This window comes from Methanoregula sp., assembly GCF_050010295.1.
Classification (GTDB): domain Archaea; phylum Halobacteriota; class Methanomicrobia; order Methanomicrobiales; family Methanospirillaceae; genus Methanoregula.
The window spans coordinates 1-16,991 of the sequence record NZ_JBEKLH010000007.1 but is presented as its reverse complement, the minus strand read 5'-3'; the positions used below and the strand labels follow the sequence as shown (position 1 = coordinate 16,991).

9 protein-coding genes are annotated in these 16,991 nt (G+C 56.6%); 7 read left to right on the top strand and 2 right to left on the bottom strand.

Going from position 1 to position 16,991, the window contains the following annotated elements; all coding sequences use genetic code 11:
• The first annotated feature begins 282 nt into the window (after positions 1–282).
• From ABSB80_RS09475 to ABSB80_RS09465, 3 genes are all read left to right on the top strand, one after another.
• Positions 283–2,244 (top strand): PINc/VapC family ATPase, encoded by a 1,962-nt coding sequence (locus tag ABSB80_RS09475; RefSeq protein WP_428370375.1) that lies wholly within the window; start codon positions 283–285, stop codon positions 2,242–2,244.
• Between the two features lie 31 nt (positions 2,245–2,275).
• Positions 2,276–5,056, top strand: coding sequence for a leucine--tRNA ligase (gene leuS, locus ABSB80_RS09470; protein WP_428370374.1), 2,781 nt, complete (start codon positions 2,276–2,278; stop codon positions 5,054–5,056).
• A 398-nt stretch (positions 5,057–5,454) separates the two neighbouring features.
• Positions 5,455–6,621 (top strand): ice-binding family protein, encoded by a 1,167-nt coding sequence (locus ABSB80_RS09465; protein ID WP_428370373.1) that lies wholly within the window; start codon positions 5,455–5,457, stop codon positions 6,619–6,621.
• Positions 6,622–6,934: 313 nt separating this feature from the next.
• On the opposite strand, the gene ABSB80_RS09460 is transcribed toward ABSB80_RS09465, so the two are convergent.
• Together ABSB80_RS09460 and ABSB80_RS09455 are read right to left on the bottom strand one after the other, a co-directional pair.
• Positions 6,935–8,323, bottom strand: a complete 1,389-nt coding sequence (locus tag ABSB80_RS09460; protein WP_428370372.1) for a COG1361 family protein — start codon at positions 8,321–8,323, stop codon at positions 6,935–6,937.
• A gap of 641 nt (positions 8,324–8,964) precedes the next feature.
• Positions 8,965–9,471: a hypothetical protein gene (locus ABSB80_RS09455; RefSeq protein ID WP_428370371.1), complete on the bottom strand. Its 507-nt coding sequence runs from the start codon at positions 9,469–9,471 to the stop codon at positions 8,965–8,967.
• Between the two features lie 415 nt (positions 9,472–9,886).
• Here ABSB80_RS09455 and ABSB80_RS09450 point away from each other — a divergent pair, with 415 nt between their 5' ends.
• From ABSB80_RS09450 to ABSB80_RS09435, 4 genes are all read left to right on the top strand, one after another.
• The gene (locus ABSB80_RS09450) at positions 9,887–13,015 is read left to right on the top strand and encodes a PKD domain-containing protein (RefSeq protein WP_428370370.1); all 3,129 of its coding nucleotides are present in this window, start codon (positions 9,887–9,889) and stop codon (positions 13,013–13,015) included.
• A gap of 31 nt (positions 13,016–13,046) precedes the next feature.
• Positions 13,047–14,465, top strand: a complete 1,419-nt coding sequence (locus ABSB80_RS09445) for a WD40 repeat domain-containing protein (RefSeq protein WP_428370369.1) — start codon at positions 13,047–13,049, stop codon at positions 14,463–14,465.
• Positions 14,466–14,532: 67 nt separating this feature from the next.
• Positions 14,533–15,981, top strand: a complete 1,449-nt coding sequence (locus ABSB80_RS09440; RefSeq protein ID WP_428370368.1) for an ice-binding family protein — start codon at positions 14,533–14,535, stop codon at positions 15,979–15,981.
• A 363-nt stretch (positions 15,982–16,344) separates the two neighbouring features.
• Positions 16,345–16,991: ice-binding family protein (locus tag ABSB80_RS09435; RefSeq protein WP_428370367.1), on the top strand; the 647-nt coding region annotated here is incomplete at its 3' end.

The following is a 16,991-nucleotide window of genomic DNA, read 5'->3' as shown; positions in this document are numbered from 1 at the left end:
AAGAACGCTTTGCGTTCTTCTCGCGTTCGTGCCCGCACTACGAAGACTCTGATGAGTCTTCTCCGTGCGTGCCCTCACCCTTATAAACCCTGCGGAATAATATCTACTCATCAACGATCTTCAGGTCGTTGCATACTGTCCGGCACGGGCGGCCTGCAGGGCGCTCGTGGCCGGTTGCGGGAAACGGCGGGCACCCGCAGGTTCCCCGATACAAAGTCAAGAGAATAGTATAGCATACCATAGGTATAGCATACGATAAAAGACCATACAAGAGGATATCATATGATTTTAGTACCAGATACGAGCGTCCTTATTGACGGGCGCATAACCTCGATGATAAAGGCCGGTGAATACAAGGGTGCGACAATAATCGTTCCGGAAGCAGTGATCGCAGAACTGGAGGCCCAGGCAAACAACGGGCGCGAGATCGGGTTCTCGGGTCTGAACGAGCTGCAGTCGCTGTGCAGGATGGCGGAAGAGAAGACGATAGAGCTCAAGTTCTCCGGTATCAGGCCGTCCCTCGAGCAGGTGAAGCTCGCGAGCGGCGGCGAGATCGACGCGATGATACGGAACATCGCGATTGAGAATGCTGCACGGTTCATCACGAGCGACAACGTGCAGGCCGAGGTGGCACGGGCAAAGGGGCTCGATGTCATCTACTTAAAACCCCAGATAACCGATTTTGTCCCGCTGGCAATCGACCAGTTCTTCGACGAGCACACCATCGCGGTGTACCTCAAGGAGCGGGTCCAGCCGATGGGCAAGAAGGGCACCATCAGCGACATGAAACTCGTGAAGATCCGGGACCAGCCCACGAGCGAGTACGAGCTCAGGATGATGGCGCAGGAGATCCTTGAGCGGGCGAAGCGCGACCCCGACGGGTTCATCGAAGTCGAGAAACGCGGCATCACCGTGGTCCAGATCGGCTCGATGCGGATCGCGATCGCCCGCCGCCCCTTCAGCGACGGCATGGAGATCACCGCTGTCCGCCCGATCGTGGACGTGACCCTGAAGGACTATGCCAAGTCCGATATTATTACAAAACGGATCACGAGCGAGAAGCGGGGCATGCTCATCATCGGCGCCCCCGGTTCCGGCAAGACCACGCTCGCCCAGAGCCTCGCGACCTACCTCTCGGACAGCGGCTTCGTGGTCAAGACCATGGAAGCCCCCCGCGAGCTCCAGGTCCCCGACCAGATCACCCAGTACACGATGCTGGACGGGAGCATGGCCAACACCGCGGACGTGCTCCTGCTTGTGCGGCCCGACTTCGTCATCTTCGACGAGCTCCGGAAGAACGAGGACTTCAACGTCTTTGCCGACATGCGCCTCGCGGGCCTCGGCATGGTCGGGGTCATCCACGCGAACGGCGTGCAGGACGCGATCCAGCGCTTCTCCGACCGGGCCGACTTCTCGGTCCTCTCGCAGATCTTCAACACGGTCATATTCGTCAGGCAGGGCATCATCACCAAGGTCTACGATGTCGGGTTCACCATCAAGGTCCCCGAGGGGATGGCGAGCGAGATGCACCTCCGCCCGGTCACGACGATCACCGACCACGAGACGGGCGAGCTCGTCCTCGACGTCTTCCGGTACGACGGCGAGACCATCGTGATGCCGGTCATGGCAGCGGCCCCTGCATCAGCCCCGGCTCCCCGCTCCGCCCAGATCCAGGTGCAGCACGTCGGGCAGCCGGTACTTTCTTCCCAGCCGGTCAGGATGCCATCGCAGGCCCCGGATGCGGCAAAGAAGGAACCCGAGGAGCGGACCGGCTGGAAACTCACCGAGAAGGAGATCCAGCGGGAGATCGGCAGGTACACCGAAGGATTCGTCGATGTCCAGATGATCAGCGACACCAAGGCCGTGGTCTACATCGACGACAAGGACGTACCTGCTGCCATCGGCAAGGGCGGCAAGAACGTCTCGGCGATCGTCAACAAGCTCGGGATCGGGATCGACATCAAGCCCCGCACGGAGTTCGACCGCCAGCAGGCACAGCCCAGGGCGGATGAGGAGTTCAGCCTCGGCGGCGGCATCAAGATCCAGACCGACAAGAAACAGCTCACGATCATCGCCCCCGGTGAGAGCGGCAGGATCGTGGACGTCTTTGCCGGCAAGGAGTACCTCTTCACGGCCACCGTCAACGAGAGCGGCGAGATCCACCTCGCGAAGAACTCGAGCATCGCCCAGGAGATGATCCGGCGCCATGCCAACAACGAGGTCATCAAGCTGAGGCCGGTATAAGGACAACCCTCTCTTTGGAAGGTGAATCAGATTGAGCGAATTCGATCTCTTGAAGTTCGAGGAAGAGGCCCACGAGAGATGGCTCCACGCGTTCGAGTCCAATCCCGGCAACCTCGAGAAATTCTACCTGAACGTTGCCTACCCGTACCCGAGCGGTGCAATGCACGTGGGGCATGGCAGGACCTACATCGTCCCCGACGTCATCGCACGGTTCTGGCGGATGCGGGGCAGGCAGGTGCTCTACCCGATGGCATTCCACGTCACCGGCGCCCCCGTCATCGGCATCTCGAAACGGATCGCCCGGAGGGACGAGAAAACGATCCGGCTCTACCGCGACCTGTACAAGGTCCCACAGGACGTGCTCGACGGGTTTGTCGAGCCGCTGACCATCGTCCGCCACTTCGCGAGCGAGTACCAGCGGGTCATGACTGCGTGCGGGCTCTCGATCGACTGGCGGCGGCGGTTCACCACCGTCGACCCCACGTACAGCAAATTCATCGAGTGGCAGTGGAAGCACCTCTACGAGGCCGGGCACGTCATCAAGGGCGTCCACCCCGTGCGCTACTGCACCGTGGACGACAACCCGGTCGGCGACCACGACCTGCTCGAAGGCGACAAGGCCGAAGTGATCAAATTCACGCTGGTCATGTTCCGGTTCGGGGACGCCTTCATCCCGACCGCGACCCTCCGCCCCGAGACCATCCATGGCGTCACCAACCTCTGGGCCAACCCGGAGGTCACCTACGTGAAGGCACTCGTGGACGGCAGGCCCTGGATCGTCTCGAAGGAGGCAGCCGAGAAGCTCGCCCTCCAGGACCACACGGTCGAGGTACAGGAAGAGGTCCCGGGAAGAGAGCTCGTAGACAAAAAGGTCTCTCACCCGCTCTGCGGCGAGATATCCATCCTGCCGGCCGGCTTTGTCGACCCGGACATGGCGAGCGGCCTCGTCATGAGCGTCCCCGCCCACGCCCCGTTCGACTACATCGCCCTCCGTGACCTCCAGCAGGCAGGGAAATACACGGAGATCAGGCCGATTCCCCTCATCAGGGTCGAAGGCTACGGCGAGGTCCCCGCCCAGTCTGCGGTCGAGAAGGCAGGCATCAAGAACCAGATGGACAGCCGGATGGACGCGCTCACCCAGGAGATCTACTCGGCCGAGTTCTCGAAAGGGAAACTCTTCGACAAGTACGGCGGCAAGCCGGTGCGGGTGGCCCGCGACGAGGTCGCGGACCTGATGACTGCGAAGTACGACTCCGAAGTCATGTACGAGTTCGACGTCCGCCCGGTCGTCTGCCGCTGCGGCAACAAGGTAAAAGTCAAGATCCTCCACGACCAGTGGTTCCTGAGATATTCCGACCCTGCATGGAAGCAGCAGGTCTCCGACCACCTGAAGGACATGACGCTTGTACCCCCCGAGGTCCGGCTCGAGTTCGACCGCACGGTCGACTGGCTCAAGGACTGGGCCTGCACCCGGCGGGTCGGCCTCGGCACCCGCTTCCCGTGGGACCCGGCCCAGCTGATCGAGCCGCTCTCGGACTCGACCATCTACATGGCCTACTACACCATCGCCCACCGGATCCGGGAGATCGACTCAAAGCTCCTCACCCCGGAGATCTTCGAGTACATCTTCCTCGGGAAAGAGAACAAGGAACTCCCCGAGAGGAAGAAGCTCGAGGCCATGAGGAAGGAGTTCCTCTACTGGTACCCCTACGACTTCCGGTTCTCGGCAAAGGACCTGATCTCCAACCACCTCACCTTCCAGCTCTTCCACCATGTCACCATCTTCCCGAAAGACAAGCTTCCGAAGGGCATGGTCGTCTTCGGCATGGGCCTCCTGAACGGCGCCAAGATGTCCTCCTCGAAGGGCAACGTCTTCCTGCTGGAGGACGCGGTGAAGGAGTTCGGGGCCGACACCGTCCGGATGTTCCTCATGGGCAGCGCCGAGCCCTGGCAGGACTTTGACTGGAGGAACGAACTCGTCCTCTCCACGAAGAAGCAGATCGAGCGGTTCTACAACACCGTCATGGACGTGAAGGACGCGGGCGGGGAACCGCACGACATCGACCGCTGGCTGATCAGCCGGCTCCAGTCGCACGTCGCGAAGACCACCGAGGCCCTCATGAACTTCCAGACCCGGCAGGCCCTGCAGGAGGCCTACTTCGGGATCGAGACCGACCTGAAGTGGTACCGCCGCAGGCTCCCGGAAGGGAACGACGGGAGCAGGGAACTGCATACGCTCTGCTCGGCCTGGGTCCGGCTCCTCGCCCCGTTCATCCCGTTCACGGGCGAGCACCTCTGGAAGGAACTGGCGGGCGAGGGGCTCGTCTCGTTCGCCCCTTGGCCGGTCGCGGATGAAAAACTCGTCAACGAAAAGATCGAGCTCGCGGAGGAGCTCCTCTCCCGCACCGTGGAGGATATCGAGTCCATCCAGAAGCTGATCCAGATCACGCCCAAGTCGATCACCATCGCCCTTGCCCCGGAGTGGAAGCACGAGGTCTTCCGCACGATCGCCAAGGCCAGCGACAGGAACACCGTGATCAGGGAGATCATGAAGGACGAGGCCATGCGGAAGCGCGGGAAGGACGCGACCGATGCCGCAAAGCAGTGCACCACGCTCATCCACCGCCTCCCCCCGCAAGTGGTCGGGCCGCTCGTACGGGAGCCCATCAGCGAGCAGGCCGTCTTCGAGTCCGCCCGGACCTTCCTCGAGCAGGAGTTCGGGGTCCCGGTCCACGTCACGGAGGCCGAGTCGAGCGGGCATGTCAAAGCGCTGACGGCCCTGCCGTTCAAGCCGGCGATCATCATCGAATAATCCTTTTTTCCGGGCGTTCTGGTTTTAACGCCGGGTTTTCTTGAGAACCAGCTCTGTCCCGGCAGGGAGCTTTTCTTGTATTCCCCGGATCTCCGGTTCATGTATTTTTCCGGGTAGCTGCATGTTCGTTCGTATTTCCGGTACCGCACCGGCCGGGAAACTGACGGATATCCCCCCGGCGGACGATGCCAGTACCGCGGAATTCTGGAGAGTCCGGGTAACACGGGTTTCCTGCGGAAGGGCAACGCAGCTGCTTTTCACGTTAAAAGGAGAGGTTTTTAAATCGGGGAGTAGTCCGTCTTTAAGTATTCTGATGGGAGGGTTTCGTTATTGCAAAGGATGAAATAATCCGGGAAATATATTCTCCAACATAAAGGATGACCATCAAGGAGTGTCCCATGACCGGTACGAAAAAAAATACAGGAAAACTTTTTTCCGTTGTTTTTACCCTCGCGTTGATCTGCCTGATAACTGCCGCGCTAATTCCCGGCGTGAAGGGCGCTTCAGCCGTGGATCTTGGTTCGGCCAATTATTTCGCGATTCTGGCAGAAACAGCAATCACCGGCGCCACTGGATCTGATATTATGGGAAATGTTGGAACCAGTGGAACTATTTCCACATTAACCTGCCCGGAAGTGACTGGGACAATTTACACGGTCGGTCCTGGTGCTGGGGGTCCTTCTGGTTGCACTGTGGAAAACTCGGGCTTACTGGCCGCAGCGGTAAGCGACATGCAAGCAGCGAACAATACTGCTATGGGCCTATCTAGTCCGAATTATATTGACGTTGGTAGTAGTGGAGAGATTGGTGGGCTGACACTCGGTCCTGGTCTTTATAGGTTTAATACTGCCGTGACGATATCCGGCGATGTCAACCTCAGTGGAAACTCAAATGATGTATGGATATTCCAGATACCAGGAACTTCAGCTCTCACTTCCGGCTCTGGTACAAACGTTATCCTCCTTGACGGTGCACAGGCACAGAACGTCTTCTGGGTGGTCGGTGGCGCAACGACACTCGGAACGGGATCTGGTTTCAATGGAACTATTCTGGATTCCGCAGCGATTACGCTGGATAATGGCGCAACATTAAATGGACGAGCATTGGCGCAATCAGCGGTTACCCTCGACGGGGCGAATACCGTAACAGCACCAGCATCAGCAATTGAAATTACTGTCGCAAATGTGCCCGCTGATGCTTTGTCGCTTAATCCGGATACAGCCACGACGAATTCTGCAACCCAATACTTTATCAACAGCTCATCCAACTGGCAAGTCACGGCATCGGATGGGGGCGGAAACCCAACACCGGGTTATATGTACAACTATTCGAATGTTAACGGTTTTCAATCGGATCACCTTTCCCTGCCATTCCGGGTACAGCTGGCGAATTCGGCATATGCGAATTTGACTACAAGTCAAACGTTAATGACCGGTGAGGCAGAAGTGTCGAGCACTACCTATAACCTTGGCATCAGTCAGCGCTCCAAATATGCAGATCCGATCCTTCCCGGGACTAATGTCTACCGCATCACGGTGGCACTGACTGCCACGAATATTGGTTGATATCCCCTCTTTTTGAGATTCTTCTCGGGTAATCGGATAAAAAACGGTATATATTTTATCGTCCGGAGAATGGAGTGTTACCGACTATATGCACCTGTGTACCTCAACTCATGCAAGGGCCAGGTAACATTTTATGGTTTTTCTGTTCTCGCGGGCACCCTGCAGATTCCCGTGCCGGTACCGGAGCAAGGATCATCCTGCAGGACCGGTACGGAGTCATGGTTTCCGGGAGTGCGGGTATCGGCCTCCGTTACTAGTGGTTCGGAAGATTTTTCCTCAGACCCACAGGTTAACAAAGATTCAAAAAAGGGATTTACTCTTTCTTTCTCTTCCATATCCCGAAGATCACGACCACCAGGCCAAGCGAGAGGAGGACCGTAGTTCCATCCAGGGCAAGGATGCCTCCGAGGAAACCTCCGGTTTTGCCAGCAGCGGCCTGTGAAGGCTGCCCGGACGAGGCCAGGACGGCCCAGGTACTGAACTGGTTCGATGTGGCAGTGAGGGTCGTCGTGCCCGTGTCCACGCTCGTCTGGAGCAGGATCCATTTGCCGTCAGGCTGGTCGTAACGTGCGAGGACAAGTTTCGATGCATCCCCGCCGGCAGCATTGAGATCTGCACCGGAATAGGTGACGCTGATCTTCGCGTCCTTCGAGAGGAGACCTGACAGCCCGTCTATCTCGAAACAGGTGCCGCCGGCTTTTGAACCCTCCGGGAGGGGTGGAAGCTGGTTCAGTTCGAAAGGTTTGAGGGTAACCGCGACATCCGACAGTACCGCTCCGGCCGGGAAACTGACGGATATCCTCCCGTCGGACGATGCCAGAACCGCGGAATTCTGGGGGGTCAGGGTGATACTCGCTTCCTGCGGAGCGGCTACGTAGGCACTCTTCACTTCAAACGTAGAGGTTTTTGAGTCGAGGACTGCTCCGTTATTTATGGATACAATGGACTGCATCGTATAGGTCCCCGGGGACAGAGGAGTGTTGAGATTCACCACGTAATCGACCGTGTTGCCGGGGATGATGGAGAATGGCGTGGGACTGGTTGACAACTGGGCAATCTGCTTCCCGCCGCTGTCAGTTACCGTTACGTTGTTGAAGGTTTCTGTATAACGGTTATTGCCGGTATTTTTGAATCCTGTTGTGATGGTAATTGGTTGGCCGGCAACAATCTCTCCCGTAGTCAGACCCGTGATCATCCCCGTTTGCGTCAGGCCGGAGCCGCCGATGGTCAGCATCACCGGGACATTTACCGCGGTAACGACCAGCGCGGATCCCGTACCTTGCGGCTGGCTGTGGATGGAAATAATTGCGTATCCCCCGCCGGCACCGGCATTACTCGGCACTGAGATCGTCGCGTTAATCGTCTTCGACGCACCGGGGTCAAGATGGAGTGTCGGGGTATTGATTGAGATGTAGCCCCGCGCCGAGTAGGGGCTGGTATCAGAAGACGGGGCGAGACCTATATAACTCATATCCGGGTTCTGCCCGAATCCCAGGACGTCAACGACCATATCCATGGGAGGATCCGTTGCATCCGTGCTGATGGTTATCGGGAAGACGATGGTCTGCCCTGGCGAGGCCGTCCCTTTATAGATGGAGCCGATGACTTTCAGGGCGCCAACCGGGGCAGGCAGCAGGATGAGACCGGCCAGGATCGCAATGACCAGACAAATTGCCAGACGATTATCATACCGGGATTTCATATACACTTTTCCTCGTTGTATACTACTCTGTTCATACTATAAAATATATACAGATTTTTAAGCCGCGTCCCCAGAGTAAAAAAAAGCAGATGAAGAGGTCAAATGGTAGTCGCGGTAAAGGTGACATTCATGGGATACGAATACCCTGACGGGAGGACGGGATCATGACAGGATACCGGCTGCGTGAAGGTTATCGTATTCCCCGGCGAATCTCCGATACCAGTGAGGACTTGAGGCGATGTCGTAAAATCCTGAACTTGCGAGCCGGATCCAACCTGATCCTTGAGAGAACGATGCAAATGGGTAGCTAATCCGGTACCGTCTCATTTCCAGTTCCCGGAGACCAGTCGGACAGGCAGCCGTTGTTGGGTTTACCATTCGAGACGTCGCGGTCCGCTGCAGTCAACTGCCAAGTACTATCGGGGGTTGTATTCAGACTAAGGGTGCTATCTCCAAATCATGGGGAGGGTTTAGTGCCCAGAAAGGGAAACATACTCACGAATTAGGCAAATACTTCTGATTTTACCGGACGAGTATCGGTCGCGAAGGACATACCCGATCTCCTCAATGTATACCGATATAACATACGCAGATATTTCATCCGGTTTTTTCAGAGGAAGAGGTTAAAAAAAGAGAAGTGATCAAACCGATGTACCGGTTAGTGTCACGACAATACGATACACATTCGGATTGGAGAGAACCGGGTCGGCATAGGATACCACCTGCTGGAATCCGAGTCCATACGAAACCTGATTCGTACCTGCGTCCCCGGTTACGATATTTCCGCCAGTCGGTAATGTTTTATAGCTTCCTGAACCCGTTCCTGAAGTAGCCTCAACAGTTAACGCGTTCGTCAGATGTGTGGCGGGAGTGTAGGTATCGGGAGCGTAGGATGTCATGAAACCGGCCGTGGTTGTGTTCGTATCACTGGCGGCTACACTCCAGTCTGCCGTACTGTTAACGACGACACTCAATGATGACGGAGAATGCGTAAAAGTAGTGCCGGGTACCAGCGTCCATGGAGCTTCTGTTCCAGTGACGGTAATTTGTATAGTATCAGTCTGTGATGCAGTCAGGGTCGCTGACGTTGCAGAAGTTGCTGCAAGGGCTCCCTGTGCAAATGCAAGGAAGCACACAAGGAATACCATTACCATTAACCATGTTTTTTTTATCATAATCCACACCTCGGGACAGACTTAGGTATATTTGGGACAATATAAGAGTTTCCATTTATTTCAAAAACTGCTATAAGAAAGGATAAATGAATATCCTGAATGCGATTATATTATATAAAAGAAAAGGAAAATGAAGCGTGGTTGTTCCCGGATTATTTGTAAAAGTAGTACTATAAGATAGTGTATATATAAATCCTGGAGGATAATGTCCTGCGTACAAGAAAGGGAGCATACGGGGTGATTTTGCCAGGATTTTTCATTTGTCCAAAACATTATAACATATTATATACAAATTCCGAACGACAATATATTGAGTTGAAGAGAAGGTTAGCACAGGTTGATTTTGCTCACGAATCCCGCACGTTGTCGGGGTAATTGGTCATACGTTATGCACCCGGATACGATAATAACCAGAATGCGCGGCCGGAGATCCTTCGCCGTAGGTATTCTCATTATTCTCTGTGCTCTTCTTATTTTACCTCACCCGGGTAGCGGGAACTCGAACGCGGAGATCGTCCTCAGCGCACGAATTATCCAAAATCCCACCGCCCTGTTCACCGCCAATGTGACGCAAGGAGCAGCGCCGCTTCCCGTGCAGTTTACGGACCAGTCAACGGGCGGGCCGACATCATGGTTCTGGAACTTCGGTGATGGCGCGAATTCCACCAACCAGAACCCCGCGCATACCTATGCAAGCGGGATCTATACCGTCACCCTGACCGTATCCAATGCCTTAGGAAATTCCACAAAAGTATCCGGGAACTACATCACCGCGTTTGTCCCGCAGCTTCCCCCTGTTGCCCTGTTCACCGCCAACGTAACGCAAGGAGTGGCACCGCTTCCCGTGCAGTTTACGGACCAGTCAACAGGCACGCCGACATCCTGGTTCTGGGATTTCGGTGACGGCACGAATTCCACCAACCAGAACCCCGTGCACACCTATGCAAGCGGGATCTATACCGTCAACCTGACCGTATCCAGTGCAGCAGGAAATTCCACAAAAGTATCCGGGAACTACATCACCGCCTTCGCTTCGCAGAACCCCCCTGTTGCCCTGTTCACCGCCAATGTAACGCAAGGAGCAGCGCCGCTTCCCGTGCAGTTTACGGACCAGTCAACAGGCACGCCGACATCCTGGTTCTGGGACTTCGGTGACGGCGCGAATTCCACCGACCAGAACCCCGCGCACACCTATGCAAGCGGGATCTATACCGTCAACCTGACCGTATCCAATGCAGCAGGAAATTCCACAAAAGTATCCGGGAACTACATCACCGCCTTCGCTTCGCAGAACCCCCCTGTCGCCCTGTTCACCGCCAATGTAACGCAAGGAGCAGCGCCGCTTCCCGTGCAGTTTACGGACCAGTCAACGGGTGGGCCGACATCCTGGTTCTGGGACTTCGGTGACGGCGCGAATTCCACCGACCAGAACCCCGCGCACACCTATGCAAGCGGGATCTATACCGTCACCCTGACCGTATCCAATGCAGCAGGAAATTCCACAAAAGTATCCGGGAACTATATCACCGCGTTTGTCTCGCAGCCCCCCCCTGTCGTCCTGTTCACCGCCAATGTAACGCAAGGGGCAGCGCCGCTTCCCGTGCAGTTTACGGACCAGTCAACGGGCGCGCCGACATCCTGGTTCTGGGACTTCGGTGACGGCACGAATTCCACCGACCAGAACCCCGCGCACACCTATGCAAGCGGGATCTATACCGTCAACCTGACCGTGACCAATGCCGGAGGAACATCCACAGCATCATCGGAGAAGTACATCACCGCGTATGCCTCGAAGAAAACCCTGACCTACACCCCCCCGGCAGGATTGACCGGGACAACAGCCGTCTCGCTCAACATCTCGCAATTTACTACATCCGGTGGGACCCCGTCCCTGTCAGGGAATGCCCTTACCCTGACCTATCCTGCCGGTTCTCCCTTCAGCCAGATGACGATCAACCTGGACTCTGCCAATACTTCCAACGGTGACATTTCCGGAACGGTCAGTTCCGTAGCACTGCAGACCACCTCAGTCAGTGGCACGCAGCTGAATATCCAGTTAAATTCACTCCCCTCAGCCGGAACAGCAATCACTTCGACAATCATCCAGGGCACCGACACGAGCAGCAACGATAAATTCCAGACCTTTGCAGCGTCCAATGGTCTTTCGGTGGTCAACACCAACTACGAACTGGTGGTCTCAGACAATATCCCATCTTCGTCCATCGCAAATGCCGAGATCACCATGGAAGTTCCTGCATCCTGGTACAGCACCTATGGTTCAAACACCGTGAGAGTGATGCGGCTCGACAGCACGGGTTCCGTCTCGATGCTTGACACGACCTTTTCCGGGTTTGACGGATCCAACGGCAACGCGATCTATACCGCCCGGTCACCGTACGGATTGTCCATATTCGCCATAATCTCGCTCCAGGGTTCGGCACCTCCTCCGCCGTCCCCGCCATCATCAGGTTCCGGGAGTGGCACTGACACCGGGATCGGGGTTCCGGCGGCCGGAAAAGGACCTCAGCCACAGGTCCAGCCGGTTCAACCGGTACAGCAGCCGGTACAAGCACCTCCGGTGGGGCAGGAGAAGAATCTGCTTGCCCCGGCAGAGGGCAGTCTGGTATCCCAGACCATCGATCTCTCCCCCTTCAGCCAGTATATGTACACGGATTCATCCGGCAGTCTGGGAGCAACGATCGACCGGAACAAGGCAGAGCAGTCAGGAGCCGTCATCTCCGTCTCCGGTAAAACCGTGGAGATCATCCGTCCTGCATTCACCCTGAGTATAACTGCCGGGACGGTGACCGAGGCGAACGGGGTCGTACAGACAGAAAATATCCAGTCCATCCTGCTTGCAACGACCCCGATTGAAGCCTATGCGGGAGGGGCAGGGCGGGTTGCCGCATCCTTCACCGCAGGTCTCGCATCGCTGCCTCCGGATGCAGCGCTTACGATGACCGTTGCAGAACCGGTAAACCCGGTTGTGGTCGAAGCGTTCCAGCGGGCTGTTGTAAACGACGGAGACGAAGTTCAGGCCATTGCTTATACGCTGACCGTCAAGAAAACAAATATCTCTGCGACACTTCCTGCCACGATAACGATGAGCATCCCCGCTGCATGGGTGACCGCCCACGGCGGCTCCACTTCCGTCGTGATCGGAAGGATTGCCGATGATCAGACATCCTCTGTCCTGAAAACCTCTTTTTCAGGATATGACCCGGACGGGAACATGAAATTTGTGGCGGATTCTCCTGCGGGACTCTCGGTGTTCGGGCTCATCGCCGCCAGGGGACCACTTCAGGCCCGCGCAGGGCAGCCGGCATTCATGACCCTGATACTTGAGAACCCGGTCCTTTCGACGGTTCTGGGTGCAGTGAAGTATACTATCGCCACCATCGGAATAGCAGGAATCGCGATCCTGATCATCCTCATCGTCGCGCTGGTAACCGGCTGCATTCTCTGGAGAGACCGAAGAATGCAGACACGGAAACCGGCCCAAAAGGGTAAAAAGTGAGAGTCTGAGGAGGCGAAGCCGGGTCCGCCGCGTGGGTAGTCGAAGGCTCGTCAACGGGAAGACCGTGCTCGCGGAAGAGCTCCTCTCCCGGTCCTCTATCGTCCGGGAACGGGCCATCCGGCCCCGCGTCCCGTCCGCAAACAAGATATGCCCGGCGACAAAACTCTGTTCAGGAACGTTCATGAGTGCCCGGATCGGGATCCCTCCTGTTGTTGCAGCCATTCTTCTTGCCGCATGCCTCGCCGCTCCTGCTACGGCACTGGTCCTTACAACGGACTGGAAAGAGAGTTCTCCTACGGGAAGCCCGTTCTCCAGTGCCGCCATCTCCGCTGACGGCTCAAAGGTCATCGGAGGGGGGAGCCTGCTGCTCTTCCGCACCTGGGAAGGGGACCGGCACTGGGTCGGGCCGCCGGGAATGGTCACCGCCATGACTGCTGACGGGAATGAGATTGTCTGGACTTCCGGGCAGAGCCTTGACCTGGTCGACAGCAGCGATGCGACGCTCGGGATACAGACGATGGGGGGGGATATCCGTGCAGCCGCGATCTCGGCAAACGGTTCATTCATCGTTGCTGCCGATGACAAAGGGACTATCATGTCCTGGGGGAGCAGCGGGGGATTCTTCGGAAGGACTACAACCGACCTGGTAAAAAGGATCGCCATCTCGCCGGCAGGGAACCTCGTGGTCGTCGCGACTGAGGGGGGAGTGAGGTTCTATACTCCCGCACTCGATCCGGTCTGGACTGACAACCGCTCCGGCAGCATCGACGAATACATCGCGATCTCTTCCGACGGGTCCACCATCATCACCGCCGGGGGCACCCGGCTCTCGTCCCACACTGCCGGCGGCGATCTCCGATGGCAGACTGACGTGACCAGGAACGCGATCACCGACCTCGCCTGCTCGGACGACTGCTCGACCATCCTCGTGGGGAGCGAGGACGACACGGTCCTTGCCATCGACCGGTACGGGAAGATCCACTGGACGTACACAGCCGGGCACGGGATCACTGCAGTCGGGGCCTCGCAGGACGCATCGGTCATCGCCGCAGGAGGGATCGACGGCACCCTGTTCGTCCTCGACCACGGGGGACATCTCCTGGCGCAGAAGCAGACTGACACCATCATCCAGCCGCGGTCTATCGCCGTGAGCGGGGACGGGAGGAGGATCGTGGTTGCAGACGAGCATAACCTCTACGGGTTCGGGGCGGTCAGTGACATGTCAGGTATCTCCGGGATTGAGACCTTCAGCCCCGCACCGCTGAACCCGGTCCCGGAAACAACCCGGCTGGCGGGGGGGATCACCACCGTTTCAGCGGCAGGTACCGCGGTTGTCCCGACCCTTGAAGAGACGCCGGTGACATCAGGTACCCCGAAGTCCCCGCTCGAGCCCTTACTGGTGCTGTGCACGGTGGCGGGGCTGGGGATTCTTATCCGGAGAAATGGGTGATAATCCCGCCCTGCAGAACGAATTGCAAAAAATGAAATAACCCGGGAAGTATATTTCCCAAGGCGACATGAAGGTGAACATGAAGGAGTATCCCCCGGGCGGTACAAAAAAAAGCGCAGGAAAACTATTCTCCATTGTTGTTACCGTAGCATTGGTCTGCCTGATGACTGTCGCGATAATTCCCGGAGTGAACGGCGCTTCAGCCGTGTATCTCGGGTCGGCCGGCAATTATGCGATTCTGGCAGAATCAGGAATCACGACCACAGGGACTACCATGATCATCGGAAATATTGGAGTCAGCCCAATCGCTTCGACGGCCATTGCGGGATTTGGACTGACCCTGGATCCCTCACGTCAGTATTCGAAATCGTCTCTGGTGACAGGAGATGTATATGCAGCCGACTATTCGTTTCCCACTCCTGCTCTCCTCACAACTGCTGTAAGCGACATGGAGACAGCCTATACCGATGCAGCCGGACGGACTCCCGACGTAACTGAACTGGGCGACGGATATATCGGGGGGATGACCATCGCTCCCGGTGTCTACAAATGGAGAACTAACGTGCGGATACCAACCGCTATCACCCTTTCGGGCGGCCCGGATGATGTATGGATATTCGAGATAGCACAAAATCTCGATATCAGCGAGAATCAGCCCGTGATCCTTACTGGCGGTGCGCAGGCACAGAACATCTACTGGGTGGTTGCCGGCCAGACAACACTCGCACGGTACTCTACGTTCAATGGAAATATTCTGGACCAGACAGCGATTGTGCTGAACACCGGTGCAAGATTAAACGGCAGGGCACTGGCACAGACCGCAGTTACCCTGGACGCAAATACCATAACAGCACTACCATCCATAACTGCAGAAACCGCTGCAACAACCCCGGGGGAAAATGCAGCGACAACGGCACCCACAGGAACAGCCGGCACCACGATCACCGTGAATGTCGTCGGAGATTCCGGGGTCTACCGGGCGGAGCTCACGGGCACCGGGCATAACGGGCTCATTGTCACCGGCATCGTAGCATCCGGCCCCGGGAAGGGTATCAGTCAGCCTCCCGGCACCGTGTACCAGTATCTCGATCTCCTGCCGGCACAGTATACTTCTATCGATCAGGCGGTGCTCTCATTCATCGTCCCGCTCTCGTGGCTCGATGGCAATAATATCACCCCGCAGAATGTCATACTTTATCATCTCGACGGTCATTCGTGGATGGCATTGCCGACAACACTCGTAAAAACGGATGGCGGAGAGGCGTACTTCACCGCAGTAAGCCCCGGCTTCTATCAGTTTGCGATCGCCGGACAGTTTACATCACCTGTCACTACGGTGGAGACCGCCATACCCCCGAGCCAGTCCCCCCCCATAGTATCTCCCGTGACACCCGCCCAGCCCACGCCTCTGCCGACAACAAAATCACCCGTTCCGGTCTGGGTGCCGGTAATTGCCGCGATCAGTGCACTGCTGATCATGGCACTCCTTTCCGGCCGGAGAGGGAAAAAGTCCTGACCGGAAATTTTTCTCTCTGGTATTTTTTTTTCATTTTTTATCGAAGTTGTTCGTACGATCTGTACCGGACGCTGGTCGAGCCGGTTCACCATTGCAGGATTTGTCAACTGAGCCATATGGGCGTGAGGTCGGACTCCAGAACCGTACCGGTATCCATTGCGGTTAAGAGATTCAAACCATATTATTCTGGTATTTTAATTTCATTGTTTCATTGCAATAAATGCAATAATCAGAAAAATATATTTCAATGGCCGTAGAAAAAGGCAGGAAACATTTTCTCCAGGGTTGTTGCCGTAACGTTGATCGTCCTGATGACTGCCGTGATAACTCCCGGCATGAAGGAAACTATCAAGGAGTGATACCATGACAGGTACAGAAAAAAGTGCAGGAAAACGTTTCTCTATGGTTTTTACCATAGCATTGATCTGCCTGATGACCGCCGCGATAATTCCCGGCGTTATGGGCGCTTCAGCCGTGAATCTTGGGACGGCCGGTAATTTCGGGGTCCTGGGTGCGACGACGGTCACCAATACCGGGGCATCACAGATCACCGGAGACCTGGGTGTCAGTCCGGGTACCGCAGTCACCGGCTTCCCGCCGGGGCTCGTAAGCGGGACGATATATGCGGGAGATACGGTCGCAGCTCAGGCTCAAACTGATGCACTCACCGCGTACAATGCTCTCTTAGCCCAGGCTCCCACTACGACCTACCCGGATGCTGTTATTCAGCTGGATGGACTCACGTTGACGCCCGGCGTTTATAATTTTCCATCGGCTGCTAATTTGCAGGTGGGTGGAACACTTACTCTTGATTTCCAGGGAAACCCCAATGCGGTGTTTATTTTCCAGACGGGCAGTACGCTGGTAACGATGGCTAATTCAAAAGTCGTCGCCATCAACACCGGCACCGGCAGTCCGTCTTGCGGTTCGAACGTGTATTGGGCTGTTGGTTCCTCCGCGACTATCGATGGCTCCCAGTTCCTGGGAACCGTTATTGCCACCACGTCCAT